Annotated in this window: 21 protein-coding genes; 13 read left to right on the top strand and 8 right to left on the bottom strand. The window is 70.1% G+C overall.

Annotation, left to right across the window (positions count from 1 at the left end):
- Positions 1–8: 8 nt before the first annotated feature.
- Complete coding sequence (locus ACIBQ6_RS01330; protein WP_397209621.1) at positions 9–1,106, bottom strand: twin-arginine translocation signal domain-containing protein; 1,098 nt, start codon at positions 1,104–1,106, stop codon at positions 9–11.
- Positions 1,107–1,252: 146 nt separating this feature from the next.
- Here ACIBQ6_RS01330 and ACIBQ6_RS01335 point away from each other — a divergent pair, with 146 nt between their 5' ends.
- A complete protein-coding gene (locus ACIBQ6_RS01335; protein ID WP_397209622.1) occupies positions 1,253–1,834 on the top strand; it encodes a hypothetical protein in 582 nt (193 codons plus the stop codon).
- 39 nt (positions 1,835–1,873) lie between these two features.
- Here ACIBQ6_RS01335 and ACIBQ6_RS01340 read toward each other — a convergent pair whose 3' ends face one another.
- Positions 1,874–2,128, bottom strand: a complete 255-nt coding sequence (locus tag ACIBQ6_RS01340) for an AraC family transcriptional regulator (RefSeq protein WP_397209623.1) — start codon at positions 2,126–2,128, stop codon at positions 1,874–1,876.
- Between ACIBQ6_RS01340 and ACIBQ6_RS01345 the strand changes: the two genes are divergently transcribed.
- Positions 2,102–2,419: a hypothetical protein gene (locus ACIBQ6_RS01345; protein WP_397209624.1), complete on the top strand. Its 318-nt coding sequence runs from the start codon at positions 2,102–2,104 to the stop codon at positions 2,417–2,419. The genes ACIBQ6_RS01340 and ACIBQ6_RS01345 overlap by 27 nt on opposite strands.
- Positions 2,420–2,450: 31 nt before the next feature.
- Here ACIBQ6_RS01345 and ACIBQ6_RS01350 read toward each other — a convergent pair whose 3' ends face one another.
- From ACIBQ6_RS01350 to ACIBQ6_RS01360, 3 genes are all read right to left on the bottom strand, one after another.
- Entirely contained in the window at positions 2,451–2,669 is a 219-nt protein-coding gene (locus ACIBQ6_RS01350; protein WP_397209625.1) for an EF-hand domain-containing protein, read from the bottom strand.
- A 175-nt stretch (positions 2,670–2,844) separates the two neighbouring features.
- Complete coding sequence (locus ACIBQ6_RS01355; protein ID WP_397209626.1) at positions 2,845–4,305, bottom strand: endo-1,4-beta-xylanase; 1,461 nt, start codon at positions 4,303–4,305, stop codon at positions 2,845–2,847.
- A 332-nt stretch (positions 4,306–4,637) separates the two neighbouring features.
- On the bottom strand, positions 4,638–5,237 hold the full coding sequence (locus tag ACIBQ6_RS01360; RefSeq protein WP_358298024.1) for a helix-turn-helix domain-containing protein: 600 nt from the start codon (positions 5,235–5,237) through the stop codon (positions 4,638–4,640).
- A 51-nt stretch (positions 5,238–5,288) separates the two neighbouring features.
- Here ACIBQ6_RS01360 and ACIBQ6_RS01365 point away from each other — a divergent pair, with 51 nt between their 5' ends.
- Positions 5,289–5,699 (top strand): DUF4345 domain-containing protein, encoded by a 411-nt coding sequence (locus tag ACIBQ6_RS01365; protein ID WP_358298023.1) that lies wholly within the window; start codon positions 5,289–5,291, stop codon positions 5,697–5,699.
- Between the two features lie 42 nt (positions 5,700–5,741).
- Here the strand turns inward: ACIBQ6_RS01365 and ACIBQ6_RS01370 are convergent, their stop codons facing one another.
- The 3 genes from ACIBQ6_RS01370 to ACIBQ6_RS01380 all read right to left on the bottom strand — a co-directional run bounded on the left by ACIBQ6_RS01370 (position 5,742) and on the right by ACIBQ6_RS01380 (position 8,861).
- Complete coding sequence (locus ACIBQ6_RS01370; protein WP_397159634.1) at positions 5,742–6,284, bottom strand: hypothetical protein; 543 nt, start codon at positions 6,282–6,284, stop codon at positions 5,742–5,744.
- 114 nt (positions 6,285–6,398) lie between these two features.
- Positions 6,399–7,646: an alpha-L-fucosidase gene (locus ACIBQ6_RS01375; protein ID WP_397210357.1), complete on the bottom strand. Its 1,248-nt coding sequence runs from the start codon at positions 7,644–7,646 to the stop codon at positions 6,399–6,401.
- 27 nt (positions 7,647–7,673) lie between these two features.
- Complete coding sequence (locus ACIBQ6_RS01380) at positions 7,674–8,861, bottom strand: ROK family protein (RefSeq protein ID WP_397209627.1); 1,188 nt, start codon at positions 8,859–8,861, stop codon at positions 7,674–7,676.
- Positions 8,862–8,956: 95 nt separating this feature from the next.
- On the opposite strand from ACIBQ6_RS01380, the gene ACIBQ6_RS01385 reads away from it, so the two are divergent.
- From ACIBQ6_RS01385 to ACIBQ6_RS01430, 10 genes are all read left to right on the top strand, one after another.
- Positions 8,957–10,246: an extracellular solute-binding protein gene (locus ACIBQ6_RS01385; RefSeq protein ID WP_397209628.1), complete on the top strand. Its 1,290-nt coding sequence runs from the start codon at positions 8,957–8,959 to the stop codon at positions 10,244–10,246.
- Complete coding sequence (locus tag ACIBQ6_RS01390; protein ID WP_397209629.1) at positions 10,243–11,211, top strand: carbohydrate ABC transporter permease; 969 nt, start codon at positions 10,243–10,245, stop codon at positions 11,209–11,211. The genes ACIBQ6_RS01385 and ACIBQ6_RS01390 overlap by 4 nt, the downstream gene beginning before the upstream one ends.
- Complete coding sequence (locus ACIBQ6_RS01395; protein WP_397209630.1) at positions 11,208–12,059, top strand: carbohydrate ABC transporter permease; 852 nt, start codon at positions 11,208–11,210, stop codon at positions 12,057–12,059. The genes ACIBQ6_RS01390 and ACIBQ6_RS01395 overlap by 4 nt, the downstream gene beginning before the upstream one ends.
- Entirely contained in the window at positions 12,056–13,066 is a 1,011-nt protein-coding gene (locus ACIBQ6_RS01400; protein ID WP_397209632.1) for a Gfo/Idh/MocA family protein, read from the top strand. The genes ACIBQ6_RS01395 and ACIBQ6_RS01400 overlap by 4 nt, the downstream gene beginning before the upstream one ends.
- Positions 13,063–14,028: a Gfo/Idh/MocA family protein gene (locus ACIBQ6_RS01405; protein WP_397209633.1), complete on the top strand. Its 966-nt coding sequence runs from the start codon at positions 13,063–13,065 to the stop codon at positions 14,026–14,028. The genes ACIBQ6_RS01400 and ACIBQ6_RS01405 overlap by 4 nt, the downstream gene beginning before the upstream one ends.
- The gene (locus tag ACIBQ6_RS01410; protein ID WP_397209634.1) at positions 14,028–17,669 is read left to right on the top strand and encodes a carbohydrate-binding protein; all 3,642 of its coding nucleotides are present in this window, start codon (positions 14,028–14,030) and stop codon (positions 17,667–17,669) included. Before ACIBQ6_RS01405 ends, ACIBQ6_RS01410 begins: the two co-directional genes overlap by 1 nt.
- A 107-nt stretch (positions 17,670–17,776) precedes the next feature.
- A complete protein-coding gene (locus ACIBQ6_RS01415) occupies positions 17,777–18,295 on the top strand; it encodes a SigE family RNA polymerase sigma factor (protein WP_358298005.1) in 519 nt (172 codons plus the stop codon).
- Entirely contained in the window at positions 18,292–19,545 is a 1,254-nt protein-coding gene (locus ACIBQ6_RS01420; RefSeq protein ID WP_397209635.1) for a hypothetical protein, read from the top strand. The genes ACIBQ6_RS01415 and ACIBQ6_RS01420 overlap by 4 nt, the downstream gene beginning before the upstream one ends.
- A 449-nt stretch (positions 19,546–19,994) precedes the next feature.
- Positions 19,995–20,738 (top strand): hypothetical protein, encoded by a 744-nt coding sequence (locus ACIBQ6_RS01425; protein WP_397209636.1) that lies wholly within the window; start codon positions 19,995–19,997, stop codon positions 20,736–20,738.
- A 165-nt stretch (positions 20,739–20,903) separates the two neighbouring features.
- Positions 20,904–23,957 carry a tetratricopeptide repeat protein gene (locus ACIBQ6_RS01430; protein ID WP_397209637.1) on the top strand — a complete coding sequence of 1,018 codons (3,054 nt, stop codon included), beginning with the start codon at positions 20,904–20,906 and terminating at the stop codon, positions 23,955–23,957.
- Positions 23,958–24,099: the final 142 nt, after the last annotated feature.

The raw sequence follows: 24,099 nt of genomic DNA on the forward strand, positions 1-24,099 counted from the left end.
AGGGACTCCTAGGCTCCTAGGTGATCGATGGGGAGCAGTCGCAGGATCTCGCTGGACAGAAGCTCGTCCGGGCCCTTGAGGGCGTCGGCGAGTTTCGTGTCGGTGCAGAAGATCATCTCTGCGGCGATCCTGTCCTGCACGATCCGGGCGACGTTGTCCAGGGCGACGGGGATCGGCTTGGAGGGGAGCTCGGCCGTGGATATGTCGATCAGGTGGGTGTCGGCCTGTGCCGGGTCCATGAACTTCTTGATGATGAGGGAGTTCTGGTTCAGGGAGGATGTGGTCCAGATCGTGAAGACGACGACGTACAGGCCCTTCCACGCGTTGTCGCCGAGTTGCCCGCGCCAGCGGGTCATGATGTCCGCGACGCCTTCGATCTGCACTTTGGACGCCCAGTACATGTTGGTGCGGATGTTCGGATACACGCTGCCCGAGTAGTCCTCGAAGGAATCCATGTCGAAGGAGCGGTTTCGTGTGGTGTGCGCGATGAATTCGCGTGACCTGTCGAGAATGTTCGCGCACGACTGCTGAAGACCAGGTGGAAGTCTCGCCTCGTCGAGTTGCCGCCGGGCCTTGGTCATCGTGGCGGAGACGTCCTTGAGCGGCTGGATCCAGCCGTCCGCCGGCCCCTTGAACGCGACCATGTCCAGGTCGTGCGGATCGATCCTGGCGCTCTGGAACGCCGGGACCTGCTTGGGCAGGTACGGGGCGATGACGGCGAAGATGCCCAGCGGGAGGTGCGCGATCGACTTCGCCAGCTCGTAGATCTCGTCGACCGGGTGCAGCGACTCCAGTACCCGCCCGTTCGAGACGAGCCTGTACAGGCCACCCCGATGGTCGTTCTGGACGACGATGACCGGGCTCAGGTGGTTGACCAGGCCGGCTTTCAGCGCGGCGTAGTTCCGCCGCGTGTCGGCGTTGACCGCACGGATCGCGTCGCGGGCCGGTCGTTGTCCGGCCGCGTCCGACGGGGATGTGCCGGCACGTGCGACGGGCAGGACGTTGCCGCCGAGCAGCGTCGTGGCACCGGCTGCGGTGGCGGTGCCGAGGAACGTTCTGCGTGTGACCACTGTCTGACCTGCCTCTCCAGAGCCGCCGTACCTCACGCGGAAGGATCGGCGAGGTGGCCCGAGCCGTCCTGGACCGGAAGTTGACTTAACGTTTGTGTATGGTAACGGTAAGTAGTGGGTCCTTTGGTTCGGGACAAGTGAGGTCCGCAACTGTGGCCATTGCGTCGTAGGCAGGAGAGGGAATGTCAATGCTCAAGGGCGTTCCGCCGGTCGTGCCCGTCTCACGCGGGCCTCGGCTCGCCGGTACGGCGATCGGCGGCGTCGCGCTGCTTGTCGCCACGTTCGCCGCCATGCTCGTCCCGGCCGCGACCGGCGCACGCGCCGCGATCGGGACCACCAAGTGCACTGGTTCCCAGACGGTCACCTACACCCCCGGCCTCACCGATCAGCCCCGGGAGGTCACGGTCAGCGGGACAGCCCCTCTGCTCGACTGCGTCTCCACCAGTGATCCCACCATTTTCCAGGCCACGTCGACCTTCTCCGCGACAGGGACGTTCTCCTGCACCTCCGGCACGAGGGCCGGAAGCCGGAAAATCACCTGGAACAACGGCAACACCAGCACGCTGTCCTCCACCTCCACCGTCTCGCTCAACGGCGCCGAAACCGTCGTTCTGATCAAGGGCGTGGTGGTCGACGGCGAGTTCAAGGGAGCGCGGTGGACCGGCACGTTCGCCATGTTCGGCACGAAGCCTCTGGCCTGTCTCACCACGCAGGGGCTCGCCGGCGTCTCCGGCCCGCTCACCCTGAGCATCGGCTCCCTGTGAACGGGCCCCTGTCAGGCCCGGGTGACCGTCGCCGGCGGGTCAGCAGGGCTGGAGGGCGGGCAGGCGGCCCTGGAAGAAGGCGGCCGGTGTGACGCCCATCAGCGTACGGAACTCGGCCGTCATGTGGGACTGGTCGTAGTAGCCGGCGGCCGTGGCCAGGTCGGCCCAGCGGCCGTCGGCGCCGCCGCCAGGTGCCGGAGCACCAGGCCGTGGTCGCCGCCCGCGTGCCTCAGGGCGGCGATCAGCGGATCGCTCGCGGAGGAGGCGGTGCGGGCGCTGACGTCCGACGAGCACGTGCGGTCCGTCCTCACGCTGACCGGGCCCGAACTGCTCAGCGTCCCGGACATGGCCGAGGTGCTGGGGGAGACGCTCGGGCGGCCCGTCGAGACGGCGGACGTGCCGCTGGAGGTCTACCGCACGCGGCTGATCGCCGCCGGGGCGGATGCCGAGTTCGCCGACGTCGCGGTCGACGGCTCCCGGCTGGTGGCGCGGGACGGCAACGCCCGGCTCACCCCTGACGTCGAGCGGGTGCTGGGACGTCCCCCTCGTACGTTCCGCACCTGGGCGGCCGATCATCTCCGGTGACGCCGGCCGCCGGGTCAGGGCGAGCGTGCCGTCACCTGTTCCAGGCCACCAGGAACTCCGCCAGCGAGATGCGCCCGTCCACGTCCCCGTCGTGCTCGTCCGAGGCGTGAAAGATGGAGTCGAGTTCGGCCGCGGTGACCTCCTCGCCGCGGGCGTTCATGGCGAGCGTGAACTCCTCGCGGGTGATGTAGCCGTCCCGGTCGCGGTCGAACTCCCTGAACGTGGCGGCCGGGTCGTCAAGGTCTGGCATCGGTGACCTCTCCTTCGATGTACGGACAAAGCAACATCGAAGCACAACCCCGAACCCGGGCGAGGGACGACGGGCCGAAAACCCCTGCCGGTGCGTCCCAGCCGCTGCCGGGTGGTTCCGGCGGGCGCCGGGCGGTCGGCCCGCCCGGCGCCGGGAATCGGGCTCTTTCCGGCTGCTACGGGTGTCCCGGCATGTCGGCCAGCTCCCAGACCGGGGTGCCCGAGCACGGCACCAGTTCGAGGACGGCTCCCGTGGCGGTGCTCCGGTCCTTGGCGGCGACGCATCTGGAGTTGCTGAGGGACACGATCTGCTGCCCGTCCCCCGACGGACGCAGCTCGAACCGGTAGTCGGTGAGCAAGGGCGCGCACGAGCCGCGGGTCAGGCTGTTCTCGATCCCCGCCCTCGGAATCCCGACCTTGAGGCACTGCTCTCCGGACGGGTCGGAGATCTGGTAGGTCTTCGTCGCCACGCGGCGGAACAGCAGCCGCTGGCCCGTCCCGCACACCGCCTGGACGACCTGCGTGCCGGAGAAGGACAGGCACTTCTCGGAGTGGCTCGCGACGGCGGTCGAGGTGAAGTCCCGCTCCGTCAGCCCGGACCGCAGCTGGAGGTAGGCGGGCTTCTTGGCCAGCTTCTCGTCCAGCGGGTGGGCCGCGCCCCAGCCGGGAACCCCGGACGGCACCCACGAGTACTTGTCGGTGAGGCTCCACATGGTCAGGGACACGCAGCGGGCGACGGCGAGGCACGCCTCGGCGGCCCGGCGGTAGACCTCGCCCTGGGCGGCCAGCTTGCTCGCGTCCACCGGCAGCTTGAGCCGGACGTCCAGCTCGGTGACGGCCACGTCGACGTTCAGCTCGGCGAACAGCTGCAGGGTGTTCTTGAGCTGTGTCAGCGGCAGCGTGGCGGGCAGCGGGTCGGCGATCATGGCGTGGGTCTGGAAGCCGACGCCGTCGATCGGCACCTTTTGGTCTTGCAGGTCCTGTACGAGCTTGTAGAGGCCGTCCCGCTTGCGGTTGTTCCATTCGGCGTTGAAGTCGTTGATGTAGAGCTTGGCCGTGGGGTCGGCATCGTGGGCCCAGCGGAAGGAGTCGGCGATGTAGCCGGGGCCCAGGCGCTTGAGCCAGATGGACTGCCTGAGGGTGCCGTCCTCGGCGAGGACCTCGTTGACGACGTCCCACACGGCGACCCGGCCGGCGTAACGCTTGACGGTGGTCTGGATGTGCTGCTTGAGCGCGTCGCGCAGTTTCTCGTCGCTGAGTGAGCCGTCGCTGACCCAGGTGGGCAGACCGCCGTGCCAGACGAGGGTGTGACCGCGGACCGTCTGCTTGTTCTCCTCGGCGAAGGAGACGACGGCGTCCGCCTTGGCCCAGGTGTGCACATTCTGTTCGGGCTCAACGTTGACCCATTTCATGGCGTTCTCGGGGGTCACGCTGTTGAACTCGTACTTGAGCTTGTCGCGGTAGCCGTTGTCGGTCTCCAGGGCGCGGTCGTTGACGGCCGCCCCGATGCGCAGGTTCCGGGCCGCCGCCACGGTGCGCAGGGTCTCCTCGGCGGCGGAGGCAGGGATGACGGTCGTCGCCATGACGCCGAGCAGAACGGCGCTCATGCCGGCGAGGGACATGATGGATACTTTCATCGCTTCTTTCGCAATTGGCTCACGAGCCGGAAGCTCGTCGTAAGTGAGGGAGGCAGGAGGGCCATCGCGACCGCGGCGGGCGCTGCACGGGCAGGCGCCCTCGCGAGGGGTGGACCATCGTGGGCTCCTATCCGGTCACGGGCACGACCGGTGAGAGGCTGGTCCCCCCCACCAGGCCCATGACAGTAAGGCATTCCGCCGCGATTCGCCCTCATTCAGTCCTCGAACCGGCCTCGCCGCCGCGTCCCCCAGGTCTCTGCACCGGCGCTCGCGGATCAAGGGGGAAGCGCGATGGCCGCGGCGCCGGGAAAGCGGCGTCCGCGACGGGTCTCTCAGTGGTCCGCCGGGTTGTCGGCGAGCAGGGGTTCGAGGGCGCCGAGGGCCGCGCCGACGCAGATGTCGCGTAGCTGATCGCGGGTGCAGGTCTCGCGGGTGAGCCAGTCGACGCAGAGGACCTGGACGAAGACCAGCCAGCTCTTCAGGACCCCGGAGACGGCCTCGCGGACGTCGTCGCCCGCGAGCGGAAGGACCGCCAGCAGCCGCGCCCGGAGCGCGTCCAGCTCGTTCGACATGATCGTCTGGATCACCGGGTCGCCCGCGAGCACCCGGTTGGCGGCGAGGACGGCGTTGCGGTTGGCCACGAAGTAGTCGAGATGGACGTCCATGCCCTGCACGAGCTGCTCGCGCAGCGAGTGGGCGGGATCGAGCCGCGTCTCGGCGAGCAACCGGTCCGCGGCCTGCTGGTAGACGGCGGCGAAGAGGGCCTGCTTGCTCGGGAAGTGCCGGTAGAGCAGCGCCCGTGACACGCCGGCCTGCTCGGCGACCTCTTCCATCAGCACGTCGGCGTAGGGGTGCGCGGCGAAGAGCCGGGCGCCGACGGCGAGGAGCTGGGCGTGGCGCCCGTCAGGGGTGAGTCGCCGGCGTGGAGGCATGGACCAAGTCTAGTTGACACACGTCTACTAGCGCGTCACCGTAGTAGACACATGTCAACTATGGCGGGAGAGATCATGGTCAAGGCGTTGCGTACGCTCGCCCAGCTGATGGGGTGGGCCTGCGTGCTGATCGGCCTGCTCCACGTGGCGCTCGGCAACGCGGCGATCCCCGGCGCCGCTGCCGCGGGGCCGACGATCGACAGCTGGGGCCGGTTCATGGGGGCCGCCTTCGCCGGCTACGGGCTTGCGTGGGTGTGGGCGGCGCGGCAGCGCCCGATCCCGGCCGGGGTGGTGCGGTGGCTGGCCGCCGTCTTCCTGCTGGGCGGCGTGGGCCGGCTGCTCTCGCTCGCCGTGTCCGGCCGGCCGCACGGGTTCCAGGTCGTGCTGGCGGTCATCGAACTCGTGCTGCCGCCGGTCTTCTTCTGGCTCGCCGGCAAGGAGGAACGCGCCTGCTCGGCCTGAGCGGCCCGGCCGAGCGGGGCGCGAGCACCGCGACCGGCGGGGTCAGCTCCAGGTCGCCCGCTGGAGAATCGTGCCGAGCCGGCCGTCGCTCCACTGGTCGAAGACGAGGATCTTCGACTTGGGCAGGTGCCAGATCCGCTCCTGATAGGAGACGCCGGTCCGCTTGGCCGACTGCGTCGTGCAGCCGACCCGCCAGACGCGGTAGGTGGCCTTGTGTCCCGCGCCGACCGGGCGGGTGCCACGGGCGACGAGCTTGCCGGGGAAGTCCTCTATGTAGCGCTTGTCGGGTACGCAGCTCGCGAGCCCGTTGCCCGGGTGGTACGGCTCCTCGGGGTCGTAGGGGTTGCCGTGGCGGGCCAGAGAGATGCCCTCCGGCCCGACGAGGTAGAACCCGCGGCACTCGACGGCGCGCCGGTCGCAGCCGCCGGTCTTGACGTGAATGCCCCACCTGTCTTCTTTTCCGACCTTCCAGGTCGCGGGGATCTGGAGCGTCATGCCGCGGAAGGTCAGCGGCTTGGTCGCCGCGCTCTGCGCGGGCGCGCCGGTGAACAGGAGGGAGGCGGTCACAACCAGGGTCGTCAGCATGATCGCGAGGCTAGGGAAGCCCGCTTGTGGCTCGGCTGCAACGCACTTGTAGCCCTCTCGAACCGCCCTCTCGAACCGCCCGCTCCTCCCGGGCGCGACCTCGGGCCGTGACGGCTAGTCGCGGCCGCTGCCGCGGTAGAGGTCCAGCTCGCCGTCGAGTTCCAGGGCGAGCACCGTGGCGTGCGGGTCGATCGCGTGCGCTGGCGGCGCGTCGATCCACAGGATGCCGGGCACGCCGTTGAGCTCTCCGGTGATCGAGTGCCCGAGCTCGCAGTCGGCGCCGACCACCCTGGCGCGCAGGACGGTGTTGCGCAGCCCGCGCACCGTCACCGTGTCGCGGGGCGGGTCGAAGCAGGTCAGGTACAGGGTCCTGCGGTCGGCGGACAGCGTGCTCGGGCCGTAGTGGTGGCCCGCCGGCAGCCCGGCGGTCGTGCCGTACACCGCCTCGGCGTGCCGGTCGATCCAGGCGCCGAGGCCCTTCAGGCGGTCGGCCTGTTCGGGCAGGATGCGGCCGTCGGCGGTGGGGCCGACGTCGAGCAGGAGGTTGCCGCCCGCGCCGATGGTCTCGGCGAAGTAGCGGACCAGGTGGCCCACGGGCTTGTGGTTGGTGTCGTCCGGGCGGAAACCCCAGTTGTCGTTGATGGTGAGGCACAGCTCCCACGGGCCGTCGGGCGGCGTGATGGGGACGCCCTGTTCCGGCGTCGCGTAGTCGCCGCGCGAGAGCATGCGCGCGTTGAGCACGGTCCGCGGCCGTACGGCGAGGATGCGGTCGGCGAGGGCGTCGATGCCCCACTGCTCCTCCGAGCGTTCCCATTCGCCGTCGAACCACAGCAGGTCGGGCCGGTACCGCTCGACGAGCTCGTCGACCTGCCCGTCTCGGTAGGCCAGGTAGCGGGCCCACGCGGCCGGGTCCTCCCGCCCTTCCGGAGGAGTCACGTAGGGGCTCGGGTGGGCCTGCGGGCCGACGACGCTGGGGTAGTCGGGATGGTTCCAGTCGGAGTGCGAGTAGTACAGCCCGACCTTCAGCCCGCGCTCGCGCAGCGCGTCCGCGAAGGGGCCGACCAGGTCGCGTCCCGCCGGGGAGGCGGTGACGTTCAGCTCGCCGTACGCGCTGTCCCACAGCGCGAAGCCGTCGTGGTGCCGGGTGGTGAGCACGGCGTACCGGGCTCCGGCCTGGGCGAACAGCTCCGCCCATGCCGCGGGGTCATAACCGTCGGCGGTGAATCCGCCGATCTGGGCCAGGTAGTCCTCACGGGAGATGTCGCCGTAGTAGAACGACCAGGACTCGGCCACCCCCTCGACGGCGTAGAGGCCGTAGTGGACGAAGATGCCGAGCTTGGCGTCGGTGAACCAGGGTTGCATGGGCACGGGGGGATCCTTCTTCGGTTCTTACCATTTCCAGGGCGGCGTCGAGGCGCTGGAGAGCGTCTTGCCGCCCAGGGCCGAGGCGTAGAGCTGTTCCATGACGGAGGTGGCGGCCAGGCCGCCCGCGCCGGTGATCGACGCGCGATCCTTCAACGCGGAGGGGACGATCGGGGGCGCGGGCCGTACGGTGCACAGCCTCTCGACGTGGCGGCGCAGCGGGTCGAGAAAGGTGTCGCCCGCCTGGACGTTGCCGCCGCCGACCACCACGATCTCGGGGTCGACGGTGAGCACCAGCGCGGCGATGCCGATCGCGATGACATCGGCGAACCGGTCGACGGCGGCCACGGCGAGCGGGTCGCCCGCGGTGGCGGCGTCGAACACGCCCTCCCGGCTGACCCGCCGGCCGTCGGTGAGCTCGACGTCGTGCAGGTGCTGCTGGGCATGCTCCCAGCCCATCTGCGGCAGTGCGCCGATCTCGCCGGCGGCGCCGTTCGCGCCCCGCACGACGGCGTTGTTCAGGACGACCCCCGCCCCGGTGCGGTTGCCGGAGTGCACGTAGACCATCGAGGCGGCCTCGGCGGCGCTGCCCTTCCACGCCTCGGCGAACGCGGCGAGGTTCGAGTCGTTCTCGACGGCGATGGGGCACTCGAAGGACGACGCGAAGGCGGTGCGCACGTTGAGCCCCTCCCAGTCGTCGAGGCCGCGCGTGACGACGTCCTGGTAGACCACGGCGGGCACGGACACCCCCATCGCCCACACGTCGGCGCGTCCGCGGCCCTGCGAGCCGAGGAGCTGGTCGACCACCCCGACGGCGTCGGCCAGGACGGCCTCGGGCGGGTCCGCGACGGAGACGGTGATCGAGCGGGTGGCCAGGACCTCGCCGTTCAGGTCGGCGAGCTCGGCGCGGGTGGTGTGCTGGCCGATGTCGATGCCGGCGACGACGGCCGCGCCCGCGTTGAACTGGTAGCGGTTGGCCGGCCGCCCGGCTCCGGTGGGGGAGAGTGGCTCGACGCTCGTCACCCAGCCGAGGGCCACGAGGTCGCCCACCACCGTGTCGGCCGCGGTCTTCGACAGCCCGACGACCTGGGCGATCGCCGGGATGGTGAGAGGCTCCAGGCGGATCGCCTCGATCACCGCCAGCGAATTGATGCGGCGCAGGCGCGACTGGCCCACGGGCCGGCGCAGCAGGCTCGCTTCACGTCCGATCAGCACTCACGTGGCCCTTTCGTTTCCTGGGACGTCTTCCATTAAAACACAAAGTGTATTTATTATTGCCAACCGTGCCTCCCAGCAAGAAGGGACCAACCATGCGTAATCGCGCCATAGCCGTCGCCACCTGCGCCTCCGCCGTGCTCGCCCTCGGCGCGTGCGGCCAGAAGCTCCAGGACGCCGGTCCGTCGGCTTCCGCCGGCGCCGCGCCCGCGAGCCTCCTCTATTGGGGCAAGTGGGCGAAGGGCACCCCGCAGGCGAACCTGTTCGAGAGCGTCATCGCCGACTACACCCGGCAGACCGGCGTCAAGATCGATGTTCAGTGGCTCGCGCAGGGCCAGGAGCAGCAGGTCAAGAACGCTGTCGCCACCGGCGCCGGTCCCGACTTCTTCGACACCGCCATCGACCACACCGCCGAGTTCCGCACCGCCGGCGTGCTCGGCGACATGGGCCCGATCTTCAGGACGAAGATCCCGGGCGAGGACAGGACCATCGAGGAGGTCCTGCCGAAGAGCGTGCTCAAGGCCATCGGCGACGACAAGGGGTACGGCTTCGTCCCGCACAGCGTCTTCTCCATCGGCCTGTGGTACGACTCCGCCAAGTATCCCGACTTCGCCCCCAAGTCGTTCGACGAGTTGCTGGAGATCGCCAAGAAGGAGAAGGCGTCCGGCCGCGCGCCCATCGCGCTCGACGGCTCGGTCAACGCCTACAACTCCTTCTGGATCCACCAGATGCTGCTGTCCACCGCCGGCCCCGGCATCCTGCTGAAGCTCGCCGCCGACCCGGCCGCCTGGGACCTGCCCGAGGTGAAGCGGGCGGCCAAGGCGCTGGAGTCGCTGGTGAAGGCCGATCTGTTCGAGCCCGACTACATGGCCACCAAGTTCCCGGCCGCGCAGAACGCCTGGGCGGGCGGCAAGCACAGCTTCATCCTGAACGGCTCCTGGCTCGGCAGCGAGACCGCCTCGCTGCGCGCCGCCGCGGTCAAGCCCCGCATCATCGCCTTCCCGCCGGTCGACCCCGCCAAGGGCGCGGTCGCCACGGTCGGCGCGCTCGGCTGGGGCGTGAACGCCAAGTCGAAGAACCAGAAGGCGGTCGCCGACTTCCTGGCCTTCGCCATGCAGAAGAAGTACATCGACCGCATCGGCACCGACGCGGCCAACATCCCCTCGCGCGCCGACTCGTCCGCCCCGGTGGAGCTCCAGCAGCTGCAGGCGTCCATCCGCGACGCGGAGCAGGTCACGCTCGACGGCGACGGCGTCTCGACCGTGCAGCCCAAGTGGCTGGCCGACGTCTTCCTCCCCCTCGACGACAAGTTCGTCGCCGGCAAGCTCAGCGCCGAGGAGTTCCTGGCCGAGGGCAAGGCGAAGACCGCCGCCATGAACGGATGACCGTGACCGTGTCCGACACCGCCCTGCGGGCTCCGTCCGCGGGCAGGCGGGCGAAGGCGCCCCGCGGCGCGCTCCAGGGCGAGCGACGCCGGCTGTACCTGCCGATGCTGCTTCCCGCACTGATCGCCTACCTGGTCTTCTTCGTGCTGCCGTCGTTGTTCGGCGTCGTGCTCAGCTTCGCCGAGTGGTCAGGGCTGGGGACCGAGCTCTCCTGGGTCGGCTTGGCCAACTACGTGTCGATGGCCGGGAGCGAGCTGTTCCGTGCCTCGTTCGTGCAGACGCTGATCCTGACGCTGGTCGTGGGCCTGGCGCTGTTCCTCATCGCCGGCGCCTCCATGATCGTATTGCGTGCGGCGCGCGGCGGCGCGTTCATCCGGGCGGCCGTCTTCCTGCCGTTCATGATCTCGCCCATCGCGGTGGGCCTCGCCGTCTCGTTCCTCTTCAACCCCGACGGGCTGATCAACACCGTGCTGGGCGCCCTCGGCCTGTCCGAGCTGCGCCAGCCCTGGCTGGCCCCCGAGCTGATCTTCAACGTGATCATGGCCGGAGTGGTCTGGAGCGCGGCCGGCTTCTACGTCGTGCTGGTGATGTCCGCGGTCGACGGCATCCCGCCGAGCTACTACGAGGTGGCCAGGATCGAGGGCGCGAGCGAGCTCCAGCAGTTCCGCTACGTCACGCTCCCGCTGACCAGGGACATGCTGGCCATCGCCGCCTCGCTCTGGGCGATCGCCGGCATCAAGACCTTCGAGATCGTCATCGCCTTCGTCGGCACGGCGGGCACCCCGCCCCCCGAGGCCAGGACCCTCGCCGTCGAGCAGTACCTCCGGGTCACCGGCGGCCGTGAGGGCGGACTGGCCCAGCTCGGCGAGGCCGCGGCGATCGGGATCGTGATGACGGTGATCACCGCCGTCCTGATCGTGCTGTCGCGCAGGATCCAGCGGCGCGAACGACTGGAGCTGGCATGATCCGCGCCGCGCTCGCCCTGATCAGGGCCCTGATCTGGGCCTGGGTGCTGTTCAACGTCGGCATGGTGGTCTGGGTCCTGCTGAACTCGCTGAAGAGCTCGCGGGAGATCTTCGACAACCCGGCCGGCCTGCCCGCCACCTGGATGTGGGAGAACTTCGCCACCGCATGGTCGGACTCCGGGCTCGGAGCCGCCGCGATCAACTCGGTGGTCCTCACGCTCGTGTCCGTCGTGCTCATCATGGCGCTGTCCATCCCCGCCGCCTACGCGGTGGCACGGCTGGGCGGCCGCTCCAGCGGTCCTGTCGCGACCTTCTTCGCGGTGGGCATGAGCATCCCGTTCCAGGCGTTCGCCGTCCCCATGGTCCTCATCGGGGCGGGGCTGTCCCGGTTCATGATCGACTGGGTCACCGGCGTCTGGGACACGCGGATCACCGTCACGCTCTTCTACGTCGTGCTCAGCCTGCCGTTCAGCATCTTCGTGCTCATCGGCTACTTCCGCTCGCTGCCCGGCGACGTGGAGGAGGCGGCCGCCCTCGACGGCGCGTCGCCGTTCCGGACCTTCCTGCAGATCATGGTCCCGCTGGCCAAGCCCGGCATCACGACCGTGGCCGTGCTGAACGCGCTGAGCCTGTGGAACGAGACCGTGATCGTGCTGATGCTCGTCCCCGAGCAGAGCGCGCAGACCCTCAACGTCGCCCTGCTCAACTTCTACTCCAACATGCAATACACCTCGAACTGGGGTGGGCTCTTCGCCGGCGTCGTCATCGTGGTGCTCCCGATGATCGCGACCTATCTCTGGTTCGGCCGCCGCATCGTCAACGGCATGACGCAAGGCATCGGCAAATGACGCATCGGCACATGACAAGGAACGGATCTCCCATGCACGCAACGGTCGGACTCATCGGCGCCGGAGGCATCGCCAACGCGCACCTCCCGGCCTGGCTCGACCTCGGCCACGACGTCGTCGTCCACTCGATCGCCGACGACGCCGAGGCGCTGACCCGGCGCCACGGGGGCGGCCGGATCGTCCCCAGCCTGGACGCCCTGTTCGAGGCGGCGGACGTCGTCGACATCTGCACGCCGACCCACACCCACTACGAACTGGCGCTCGCCGCGCTCGGTCACGGCCTGCCGACGATCTGCGAGAAGCCGCTGACCCGTACGCTCCCCGAGGCGGAGGACCTGGTCGCCCGCTTCGCCGACGCCGGGGTCCCGCTGTTCCCCGCGCACGTCGTACGCTATTTCGCCGAGTACGCCGAACTGCACCGGGCCGTCACCCGCGGCGACATCGGCAGCGTCGCCGTGCAGCGGCACACCCGCCAGGGCCGCAGCCCGGCCGGCGGCTGGTTCCTGGACGAGGCGCTCTCCGGCGGCGTGCTGCTCGACCTCATGATCCACGACATCGACATGGCGCGCTGGATCGGGGGAGAGGTCGAGCGCGTCTTCGCCCGCACCCACGCGGTCGGCGGCAGCCAGAGCACCCAGGCGTTCCTCACGCACGCCAACGGCTCGGTCTCCGTGCTGACGGCGACCTGGACCACCGCGCCGATCGAGTTCAGGACGCTGTTCGAGGTGGCCGGTTCGCACGGGCTGCTGCACGCCGACTCCGACGAGCGCCGCCCCTACCGCTACCAGGGCGACGCCGTGCCCGCGCCCGACATCCTGCCCGACTTCTCCCCGCTGACCAGCCCCTACCGGGCCGAGATCGAGGACTTCGTCCGCTCGGTCGCCACCGGTGTCCCGCCCCGCGTCACCGCGCTGGACGGCCTGGCCGCCATGCGCATCGCCGACGCCGTCGCCCGCTCGGCCGCCGAAGGCCGGCCGGTCGACCTCAAGCCCCTGGAAGCCGCATGAAGATCGCCCTGCTCTCCTTCGCCCACCTGCACGCCGCCGAGTACGCCGCCGCGCTCCTGCGCTGCGACGACGTGGAGATCGGCGCCTACGCCGACGGCTACGACGGCGTCCCGGACGGCGTCACCGCCTTCGAGACCGAGGACGAACTGTGGGCCTGGCGGCCCGACGGCGTGGTGATCTGCGCCGAGAACGCGCGTCACCGGGAGTTCGCGCTGCGCGCCGCCGCCGAGGGCGTGCACGTGCTCTGCGAGAAGCCGCTCGCCACCTCGCTCGCCGACGCCACCGCGATGCTGGCGGCCGCCCGCGCCGCGGGCACCGTCCTCATGACCGCCTTCCCCGTCCGCTTCGCGCCGGCCTACGCCGACCTCCGGGCCGCGGTACGGCGGGGCGACCTCGGCCGGATCGTGTCGATCGCGGCCACCAACTGCGGCGGCGTCCCCACCAGCCGGGACTGGTTCACCGATCCGGCGAGCAGCGGCGGCGGCGCCCTGACCGACCACGTCGTGCACGTCGCCGACCTGCTCGCCGACCTGCTGGACGACGACCCGGTCGAGGTCTACGCGATCGCCAACTCCATCCCCAACCCGGGCAAGGCCGTCGAGACCGCCGGGCTGGTCTCCCTGCGCTACCGCGACGGGGTCATCGCCTCCATCGACTGCTCCTGGTCGCGCCCGCCCGGCCGTCCCAACACCGGCGACCTGGTCACCCTCACCGTGATCGGCACCGAGGGCGTGGCCGACATCGCGCCCTTCTCCGGGGTCCTCACCGGATGGAACGGCGGCCCGCTCGCCCACGGGTACGGCGCGCCGCTCGACGACCTGCTCATCCGCGCCTTCCTCGACGCCGTCCGCGACGGCGAGGCCCGCCAGCCCGACGCCAGGGCGGGCCACCGGACCGTCGCCCTCGTCGAGGCCGCCTACCGCTCCCTGCACGACGCCGCCCCCGTCCCCCTGGAGATCTGATGATCCGCCACGTCCTCGGCGCCGCCACGATGACCGCCGCCACGATGACCGCCGCCTTACTGGTGCTGCCCGCGCACGCCGCCTCCGCCGCCGAACCGGCCGCCGGCCGTACGACGGTGACCTTCTCCGACACCCACGAGATCCTGCACGGCAACCCGTACACCGGCACCGCGTTCGACGTGAACACGCACCGGACGCCGGGCACGCCGGGTTACACCTTCACCAACGACCCGGGCATCACCGACTTCATCGAAGGCAGGAAGAAGATCCCCGCCGACGCCGACGTGGTCCGGCTCCAGCTCGCGTGGGCCGACTTCGAGCCCGACGACGGCGTCTTCGTCTGGGACCGCCTCGACGCGTTCATGAAGCGGGTGAACGAGCAGGGCAAGACGGTCGAGTTCCAGCTGCTCATGTCGGAGGCGCCCGACTACAAGAACGACCCGGGCGTCTTCCCGTACGAGTACCCGCCGGCCTGGCTGTTCGACAAGGCCGGGGTGCCCTTCCGGATGGCGCCGTACAACGACTACTTCTCCAAGCAGCCGATCTACTACAACCCGATCTACCTGGACCGGCTCAAGCGCGCGGTGGACGCCTTCGCCGGCCGCTACGACGGCGACCCGGGCGTGGCGTGGGTGGACCTGCGCGCCTTCTCCCTGTTCGGCGAGTGGTCGGGCTGGAACGACGCGATGAACTTCCCGTGGCCCGACAACGCCACCCGCGTCTCGACGCTCCAGGCGATCCTCAAGATCTACGACGACGCGTTCGACAAGTCGATGGTCATGATGCAGAACGCCGGCGCGGAGGTGAACAAGAACGACCCCGACGCCGACACCCAGGCCAAGCGGTTCAGCGTGTTCGGCTACGAGAAGGCGGCCACGTTCGAGAACTGGGGCGTGCGGTCCGACACCGTCAACGCCGGCTTCGTCTGGCACAACTACGGCGACACCGCGCAGGCCCCGTACGTCAACCGCAGGCTCCGCCGCGACATGATCCAGGTGTCCGAGGGCTCCAACTGGGACAACCCCACGATCATGCTGAACAACCCCCGGCTGTTCGTGAAGAACTCGCTGGAGGGCTACCACTCCAACCTCCAGGGCATCAACAACACCGGCTTCGAGAACTGGCAGCCGATGAAGGACGCCTACGGCGAGTGGTTCGAGACGCTGGCGCGTTTCACCGGCTACCGCTTCCTCATGCCCACCGCGACCTACGACACCGAGGTCAGGCCCGGCGGCGAGTTCCGCATCTCGCACACCTGGACCAACAACGCGGTCGGCTTCAGCCCCCGGCGCTACCCGGTCGAGGTGCGCTTCACCGACAGGTCCACCGGCGACGTCGTGTGGCGCGGCACCGACGCCACCCTCGACCAGACCAAGCTCTTCAAGGGCGACGTCCGCCAGATCAACTCGGCCTTCACGCTCCCGTCCGACCTGCCCGCGGGCTCCTACGACGTGGCCGTCGCCATGCTCGGCGCGGACGGCAAGCCGCGGATCGAGCTGGCGATGCCGGGCGGCAAGGACAAGGTCTACCCGATCGGCGGCGTCCGGGTCGCCGCGGGAGCCGTGCCGGCCGGGCGGCCGACGACCCCGCTGACGCAGTTCACCATCCAGAACGAGGACTACACCGCGGCCAGCGGCGCCTACGGCGTCGAGACCCCGCCCGAGGGCGGCCTCGGCGCGCTCTACATGGACGCGGCCGGCGAGTCCGCCGAGTACGACAACGTCGACGTGCCCGCCACCGGCGCCTACCGGGTGGAGTTCCGGGCCTCCTCCGAGGAGGCCAACCACCTGAAGGTCGAGGTCGACGGCAAGGAGGTGACCACCGTCAAGGTGCCGGACTCCGGCGGCTACAACACCTACCGGACCTTCGAACGGCGGATCCCGCTCACCGAGGGCCGGCACACGATCAAGCTCACCCTGCCCGACGGGCGCTGGCTCTTCCTCAACTGGATGCGGTTCACCCTCGAACGGCCCGAGTCGATCACCCTCCAGGCCGAGTCGGCGACCGGGCAGCAGGGCACCCAGAACACCGACCTCACCGACAGCGACGACGGCACCCCCGGCGTCGCCTCCATCGACACCGGCGACTGGTCGCGCTTCGACGCCGTCAGCGTCCCCGCCGACGGCAAGTACCTGCTGCAACTTCGCTACTCGACCGTCAACGACAAGCCGCTGAAGTTCCGCGTCGAGGTCGACGGCGCCGACGCCACGGGACCGCTGAGCCTGCGCCCCACCGCAGGCATGCTCAGCCCGCGGACCGAGGACTTCGTCCTGCCGCTGACCGCGGGCGAGCACTCGGTCAAGGTCGTCTGGATCGAGGCGAGCGCCAACATCGTCTGGAACTGGCTGCGGCTCGACCTGCAGGGCACGTCCGAGCAGACCGTCGAGGCCGAGCGCTGGACCATGCAGTGGAACACCGACCAGGAGTGGAACTGGAAGGGCCCCGACACCGGCGTCGTCACCAAGGACGGCGTCGTCGGCGGCATCGACCCGAACGACTACCTGCGCTACGAGAACGTGTTCGTCCCGAACACCGGCATGTACAAGGTGACCTTCAAGGGCTCGGCCGCCCAGGACACCACGTTCCGGTTCGAGGTGGACGGCGACCGCAACACGGTCTTCGTCCCCAAGTCCGACGACGCGAACGTGACCACCTGGATCAAGATGTCCGCCGGCCTGCACACCCTCCGGATCGTGAGCGAGGGCAGCGGGCTGGCACTCGACAAGTTCACCCTCACCGCCTCCACCGCCGCGATCAAGGCACTCGACGTCACGGGTGCCGGCACTCTCAAGGTCGGCGAGCCCGCCCGGCTGTCCGTCGCGACGGTCGGCGCGGACGGCACCCGCACCCCGGTCACCGAGGGCGTCACCTTCAAGAGCTCCGACCCGTCGATCGCCACCGTGGACGCGGCCGGCCTCGTCACCCCCCGCACCTGGGGCAGCGCCACGATCACCGCGATCCACGACGGATTCTCCGGCGAGCACAAGATCACCGTCACCGACCCGAAGGTGGTGCTCACCTACGTCAACGACACCGACAAGCGCATCGTCTACCCCGACGACGACTTCACCTACAGCCCCGACCGCGGGCTGGGCGACTACGGCGACGACGTCCACGCCGGCTGGCGCGCCGGGCAGGCGGTCGAGTTCGCCTTCACCGGCACCGGCATCAGCCTGCTGTCCGAACGCTACTCCGACATGAGCGCCATCGACATCTACGTCGACGGCGAGCTCAGGGCCACGGTCGACTGCGACTCCCCGGTACGGTTGACCGCCCAGCGGGTGTTCCAGCTCACCGGGCTGCCGATGGGCGATCACACCATCAAGGTCGTCAACGGCGCGGACAAGTTCCTCATCATCGACGCGTTCGTGGTCGAGACGCCCAACACCTGGAACGGCGCCGAACTCGGCGTCGGCAACGTCAACGCCAAGTCGGTGACCCTGACCTGGCCGTCCGTGCCGGCCGCCACCGGCTACGCGGTCTTCAACGGCGGCACGGAGGTCATGCGGGTGACGGGGACGACGGCTCGGGTCACCGGGCTCCGGGGGCGTACGAGCTACACCTTCACCGTCCGCCCGCTGGCCGCCGACGGCACGACGCTCCCGATCGAACTGTCGGCCACGGTCCGGACCAAGGGCTGACCGCACCCGCTCGAAGCGGGCCGAGCTGCGGAGATCGGGGAGCTCGGGGGTGGATCGCCTCCAACCGGCTTCCGACGTCCTGCGTTCATTAGGGCGGAAGGAGTCGCATGGACAAATATGAGGGATTCAGGGAGTTCGTCAGCGCCCGCCAACAGGCGTTGATGCGCACCGCGTACCTGCTCACGGGAGACGCCCACCGGGCTGAGGACCTCCTGCAGACCGTGCTGACCCGGATCGCCCGACACTGGCCCAAGCTGGCCAAGGACGGCAACCCCGAGGCATACGCCCGGCGGGCCCTGGTCAACGAGCACGTGTCCTGGCTGCGGCGCAGGCGTACGGACATCCTGACCAGCAGCCCGCCGGAACCGGCCTACGATCCGGAGTCCGCCGGGCTGCACCGGATGGTCCTGCAACAGGCGCTCGTCCGGCTGACTCCACGGCAGCGCGCCGTCCTCGTGCTGCGTTTCTACGAGGACCTCAGCGTCGAGGAGACCGCCGAAGCGCTGGGCTGTTCAGCCGGCACGGTCAAGAGCCAGACCCACTACGCCCTGGGCCGCCTGCGCGTCCTCGCGCCCGAACTGGCCGATCTGTTGTCCGAAATCGATCCGGTGGAGGTGCCGCGATGACGAGGTTCCGTGACGAGCTCGACGCGATCGCCCGGCAGGCGCCCGACGTCGATCTCGCCGAGGTCGCGCTGCGGGGCGCCCGGCGTACGCGAACGACTCTGATCAGCGGCTCCGCGGTCGCGGCCGTCGCCGCACTGACGCTGGCCGTCGCCCTTCTCGTCAATCCCGGCGGGCCCGCCGACGTCGGCGCGGTCACGAGGGGCACGCCCTCGTCCGCGCCGACCTCCCGCGGCGTCCCCGCGGGGCCGACACCGTCGCCGGAGGACCTCGTCCCCGTCCGCGCCGTGCTGCCCGCGTCCGGGGTGGGGCCGGTGCGTTACGCCTACTACGACTTCTGCCAGGACGCATGGAAGCCCGGCCAGGACAACGCGCCGGTGGCCGACGAGACGTGCCTGCAGTGGAAGGTGGTCCTGCGGGACGGAACCCGGTACCGGGTCGCCGATGCGCTGAGCGTCTACACCGACCAGACCAAGAAGAACTACATGAACACCGCCGCCCCGCTGGCGATCTCCCGCGACGGACGCCGCATCGCCTACTACGTCCCCGAGCGTGAACGCTTCGCCGTTCGCGAGCTCGACACCGGCCAGGTCTGGGACATCCCCCAGGTGGTCAGGCGCAAGGCCATGGTCAAGGGCGGCGGGCTGATCACCTTCTCGCCGGACGGGCGCCGGCTCGGCCTGAACCTGGCCGGCATCCCCCAGGTCGTCGTGGACGTGGAGAGCGGGCGGGTCGTCGAGGAGGTGCCCAAGGGCTGGCAATCCCTCTATCCCGCCGACGAGGGCGTCCCCATGGTCGTGGAGCACGAGGACGGCCGGTTCGGCGTGCTCTCGGACGGCAAGGTGACGGTCTTCGCCGAGCCCAAGACCTGGGCGCTGACGGGAGCCGTCGGCCCGGACGGCACGACCGTGGCCATGCTGACCGGCCCGGCGGCGAAGGGGGAGACCGTGACGAACAGCGAGCCGTACGACAAGATCGTCACCGTGGACCGGGCGAGCGGCCAGGTCAGGTCCGAGGTCAAGCTCGACCCGCCGCGGCAGCTGAATCCGCACCGGCTCGGATACTGGCTCAACGAGCGTGAGGTCCTGGCCCTGGGCACCGCCATACGGGACCCGGGCTCCGACCGGTGGCCCGACCTCGGGGATACGGCCTACGCCATCGACGTGACCACCGGCAAGATCCGGAAGCTCGGCGCCTACCGGCTGCCCCCATGGGGCGGCGGCGTCTCGGCGCCCGGCTTCCCCAGCGGCTGACGAGCGATCAGTCAGGCACGGCGTGGCCGCGAGGGTGATCCGCGAGTGCGGCCCTCGCCCGGGGTCGCGGTCACATCCGGCGAGAGCGACTGTGGTCAGGACGACCGCTGCTCCGGCGTCAAGGCCGAGGTCGCATGTCAAGGTGGTGAGGGTGTTGCTGAAGCGTCCCGTTAAAGCCGCCTCGGGCGCTCTTGTCGCGCCATCGTCCTGACGCTTGGATCACGTAGGAGTGCTCTTCCGTGGCGGCGCCCGTTCTGCCCGGCCCGGTCCTCTCATAGCGCGCAGGTCGTCGGCCTGCCGCTGTTGCTGCCAGGAGAAGGAGTCGCGATCGTGACCATGCTGACCTACACCCTCATCACGGACCCGGCGCCGGCCACCTCACCCACGACTTCACCACGATCACCCCCAAAGGCGAGCACACCGACATCAAGACCGGCCGCACCCGGGCAGTGACCGTCCAGACGCAGAACTTCGCGGTCCAGGTCAGCGATCAGGGCAGCGCCGTCAGTTTCGGTCCCGGTGACCACATGGTGGTGACGCTGGAGAACGTCACTGTCGCCCCCGAACCCGGGCTGGCCGTGCTGCGGGTGACCGAGGCCGCCGGCAGAAGCAAGAGTGGGGGCCTGCGCAGGAGGGACACGGTGGTGGTGGTGGTGAAGACCGCGCCGAAGGACATACCGGCGCCGCACGGCTTCCTCGCGGACGACGTCGTGGTGGACGCCGGAACGAAGGTCACGCTGAACTGGGAGGGATCCGACGACTTCACGTACGAGGTCTTGTTCCCGGGCGGCCGGAAGCCCGTTCCCCGGGTCGAGCACCCCGGGTCGCACGGCCCGTACTCCTTGGTGCTGGACGCCGCCGACGCCCCGCGGCGCGACACCACCTACACCCTCGTCGCCGGCTTCGGCGCCCAGCGGCACACCCTCACCACGAGCGTCCAGGTGCGCAACCCCGTCCTGGGAACCCTCACCGCCGTCGATGGCGTCACCAGGTTCGGGCTGCAGGTGTACCCGGGCGGGACGGGCACCAGCACCCATGGTGTCGTGTACGCCGACTCCGTACGCGCGAAGGACGCCCCCTATGGGCAGGGCGGCGGGTGGATCAACCTCCACGACGAGGGGATGACCGTCTACCTGTCGAAGAACGGGAGCAATGGACTGGGGAGCGTGACGGCCCGCGACTTCAACCGCTGACCTCACGTCCGGCAACTCTCTGCGATCACCGCCCAGGCCGCCGTCCGCTTGCCGGTCGATGGCCTGGCTCGGCCGATGAAGGCGGTCTGGACGACGCCCACGTCGCCGGAGGGCAAATGGATCTTTCGGTTGCCTTGAAGTCCAGCCCGGCAGATACTTCTCGCTGTGACGGCGACCGAGCCTCTGCTGGCACGAGCGCAACTCACCGCCCTTTTCGATCAGATCCCGCGACACCGGCTCACCGTGGTGACCGCGGGCCCGGGCGGCGGCAAGACCTCAGCCGTACGCGGCTGGACGCGGGCCCGGCCTGATCATCCGGTGGCGTGGCTGACCTGGGCCGACGACGCCACCCTGATCGAAGAGATCTGCCAAGCCCTGGGCGCGCCGCCCGGCTGGATCCGCTCGGCCGGGCTCGCCACCGAACTGGCCGCCGCCGTCTGCCGGCCGACCGTCCTCGTCATCGACGGGGTGGAGCGGATCGAGCCGGGCACCCCCGGGGCGCGCCTGCTCGAAGAGCTCTGTCACCACGGCGGCGACGACCTTCACCTGGTGTTGATCTCACGCTCCGCCGTGCCCTTCCCGATCCAGCGCATGCGCGGCCTGGGCCATGTCTTCCAGGTGTCGGCCGAACAGCTGGCCTTCACTCCTGCCGAGACCCGCTCGCTCTCCTCGATCGTCCTGGGGGCGGACGACCTGGCGGAGGAGGTTCACGAGCTCACCAGGGGGTGGCCGGTCGCCGTACGGCTCACGTTGAGCTGGCTGAGCGGCCTGCCCTGGTCGGACCGTGCCAAACGGATCGCCGCCACGCCGGTGTTCGACTATCTGGTCGAGGAGGTGGTGAAGGACGAGCATGAGGAGTTCCTCCGCGCGACCGCTCGGCTGCCGTGGTTCACTCACGAGCTGTGCCGGGCGATGGGGGTCGCCGTCTCCCGCGAGGAGCTCCGCGCTCTGGCCGCTCAGCACATCCTGATCACGCCCTGCGATCAAGGTTATGTGGTGTCCACCCTGGTCAGGGAGTTCATGGGCGATGCCGGACGGGGGGCGGCGGCGGCCCATTGGTATGAGTCGCATGGGTTCGTCCGGGAGGCGCTGGCGGTTTGTGACGAGCCCGGCCATCGGGTGGCGATGATCGAAAGGTGGCATGCGTCGCTGCTTGCCAAGGGGCACGCGGCCGAGCTCGTCCGGGCTTGCGTCGCCGTACCGGAGGAGTGGCGGACGTGTGCCGTGAATCTGGCCGAGGGGCGGGCCCGCCAGGTTCAGGGGGACTGGGCCGGCGCGCTGGAGTGCCTTCGCCGTGTCGACGCCACCGACCCCGCGGTGGCCTGGCGGATGGGGATGATCTACTACCAGCGGGGGGACTACAAGGCGGCATTGTCGACGTTCGAGCTGGCCGGCGGCTTCGACGGCTCGGCGTTTCCGCTGCCCTCGTCGAGCTCCTCCGACCGGGCGATGTTGCTGGCCTGGTCCGCCAGCGCTCGCTGGCTGGTCGGCGAGAGCGCGGAGGCGACCCAGCTGGCCGAACAGGCCCTGGCGATGGCCACCCGCTGCCAGGACGAACGCGCTGCCGCCTGCGCCCACACCGCGCTGGCCATGGTCACCCACGACGCCGGCGACGGGGCCGGAAGCGAACGGCACAGCGCCCTCGCCCTCGCCGCCGCGGAGAGCGCGGGAGACCTGTTGCTGTCGGCCCGCGTCCTGGCCAACCGCGCCGCGAGCCGCACGGAGGAGGCCCGCTACGACGAGGCCATCGCCGACTCGGACCTCTCGGTACGGCGAGCGGACCTGGTCGGCGACCCCGTCCAGACCGCGATCGCCCTGCACAACCGCGCCGATGCGCTCATGGGCCTGGGCAGGCTCGACGAAGCCCTGGCCGACTTCCAACGGGCCCGCGACATCTTCAGCCGGGTGGGCAGCGACAAGCTCGGCCACCCACTGGCGGGGCTCGGCCAGGTCTATCTGGAGCGCGGGGAGCTGATGCATGCCCGGATCAGCTTCGAGAACTCCCTGAAGCATGCCGAACAACTCCGAAACGCCCATCTGACCCAGACGGTCCTGGCCGGACTGGCCCGTGTCCACGCGGTCGACGATCCGGCGCTGGCCGTACAGCTGGCCGAACGCGCGGTCGCGGCAGGCGGCGGCTCCAGCCGGGTGGACGCGCTCCTGGCCGCCGGCTGGGTCTGGGCAGAGACCGGCGACCGGGCCAAAGCCGGCGCCTACGCCCGATCCGCCCACGAGGCGGCCGTCAGCCGCCGCGACCGGGCCAAGATGGCCGAAGCCCTGGAACTGTCGGCCTTCACCGTGGCCGAATCCCCGGGCGAGCGGGCGGACCTGCTGGCCTCAGCAGCGGAGATCTGGGCGCAGATCGGCAGCCCTGTGGACATCGCGCGTAACGCCTTCGCCCGCGCGCGGCTCAGCGGCTCCGGCCTTGACGAGGCGGAACAGGAGCTCCGCCGCGCCGGGGTCCGCGGGCCGCACGGCTCCGGCGCCGGCCTGCTCCGCGGTATCACGCTCCTCGACCAGGACGCCGTGCGGTTGTGCATGCTGGGCGGAGTACGGCTCAGCCGCCGCGGCGGCGCTGTCGAATGGCAGTCCCGCAAGGCGCGCGACCTGCTGACCTGGCTGGCGTGCCAACGCGGCCGCACTGTCGCCCGGGAAGCGGCGATGGAGATCCTCTGGCCGGGCGAGGAGCCCGCGTCCTGCGCCAACCGGCTTTCGGTCGCTCTGTCCACCGTGCGCTCGGTCCTGGATCCGCAGCGGAAGTTCGGCCCGGGGGAGTTCGTGCGCGCCGACAAGTACAGCATCCAGCTGGTCGGACTCCGTACCGATGTCGAGGAGTTCCTCTGCGCCGCCGCCGAGGCGCTCGCCGCCGAGGACGAGGATCTGCTCGTCGCGGCCGAAGCCCGCTACACCGGGGACGTCTGCGAGGACTCACCTTACGCCGAGTGGCTGGAGCCTCTTCGTGAGGAGGCCCGCGCCGTGCACCAGGCCCTGCTTCGCGAGCTGGCCTCGCTCGCGGAGGCGGCCGACGACCCCGACAGAGCGGTTCGCTACCTGCTCCGGCTGCTCGAACGGGATGCCTACGACGAGGCGGCCCACCTGGACCTGGTTCGGACGTTGACCAAGGCCCGCCGCCATGGTGAGGCCCGTCGACGCTACCGGCTCTATGCCGAGGCGATGAGAGAGCTCGACGTGGAACCGGCCCCCTTCAGCCTCACATGAGCGGGAAACGCGAGGCGGCCCCGGAGGAACCCGGCGCGGGAGCGTGGACGCGACTTCGGGTGCGCCGATGAGTTCTGTGCGGATGCGTGGTCGATACGGCTGGACACACCGGCAGCGGTGGGCCTGCGCTGGGAACGTTCAG

The sequence above is a fragment of the Nonomuraea sp. NPDC049655 genome (genome assembly GCF_044465465.1).
Taxonomy (GTDB): domain Bacteria; phylum Actinomycetota; class Actinomycetes; order Streptosporangiales; family Streptosporangiaceae; genus Nonomuraea.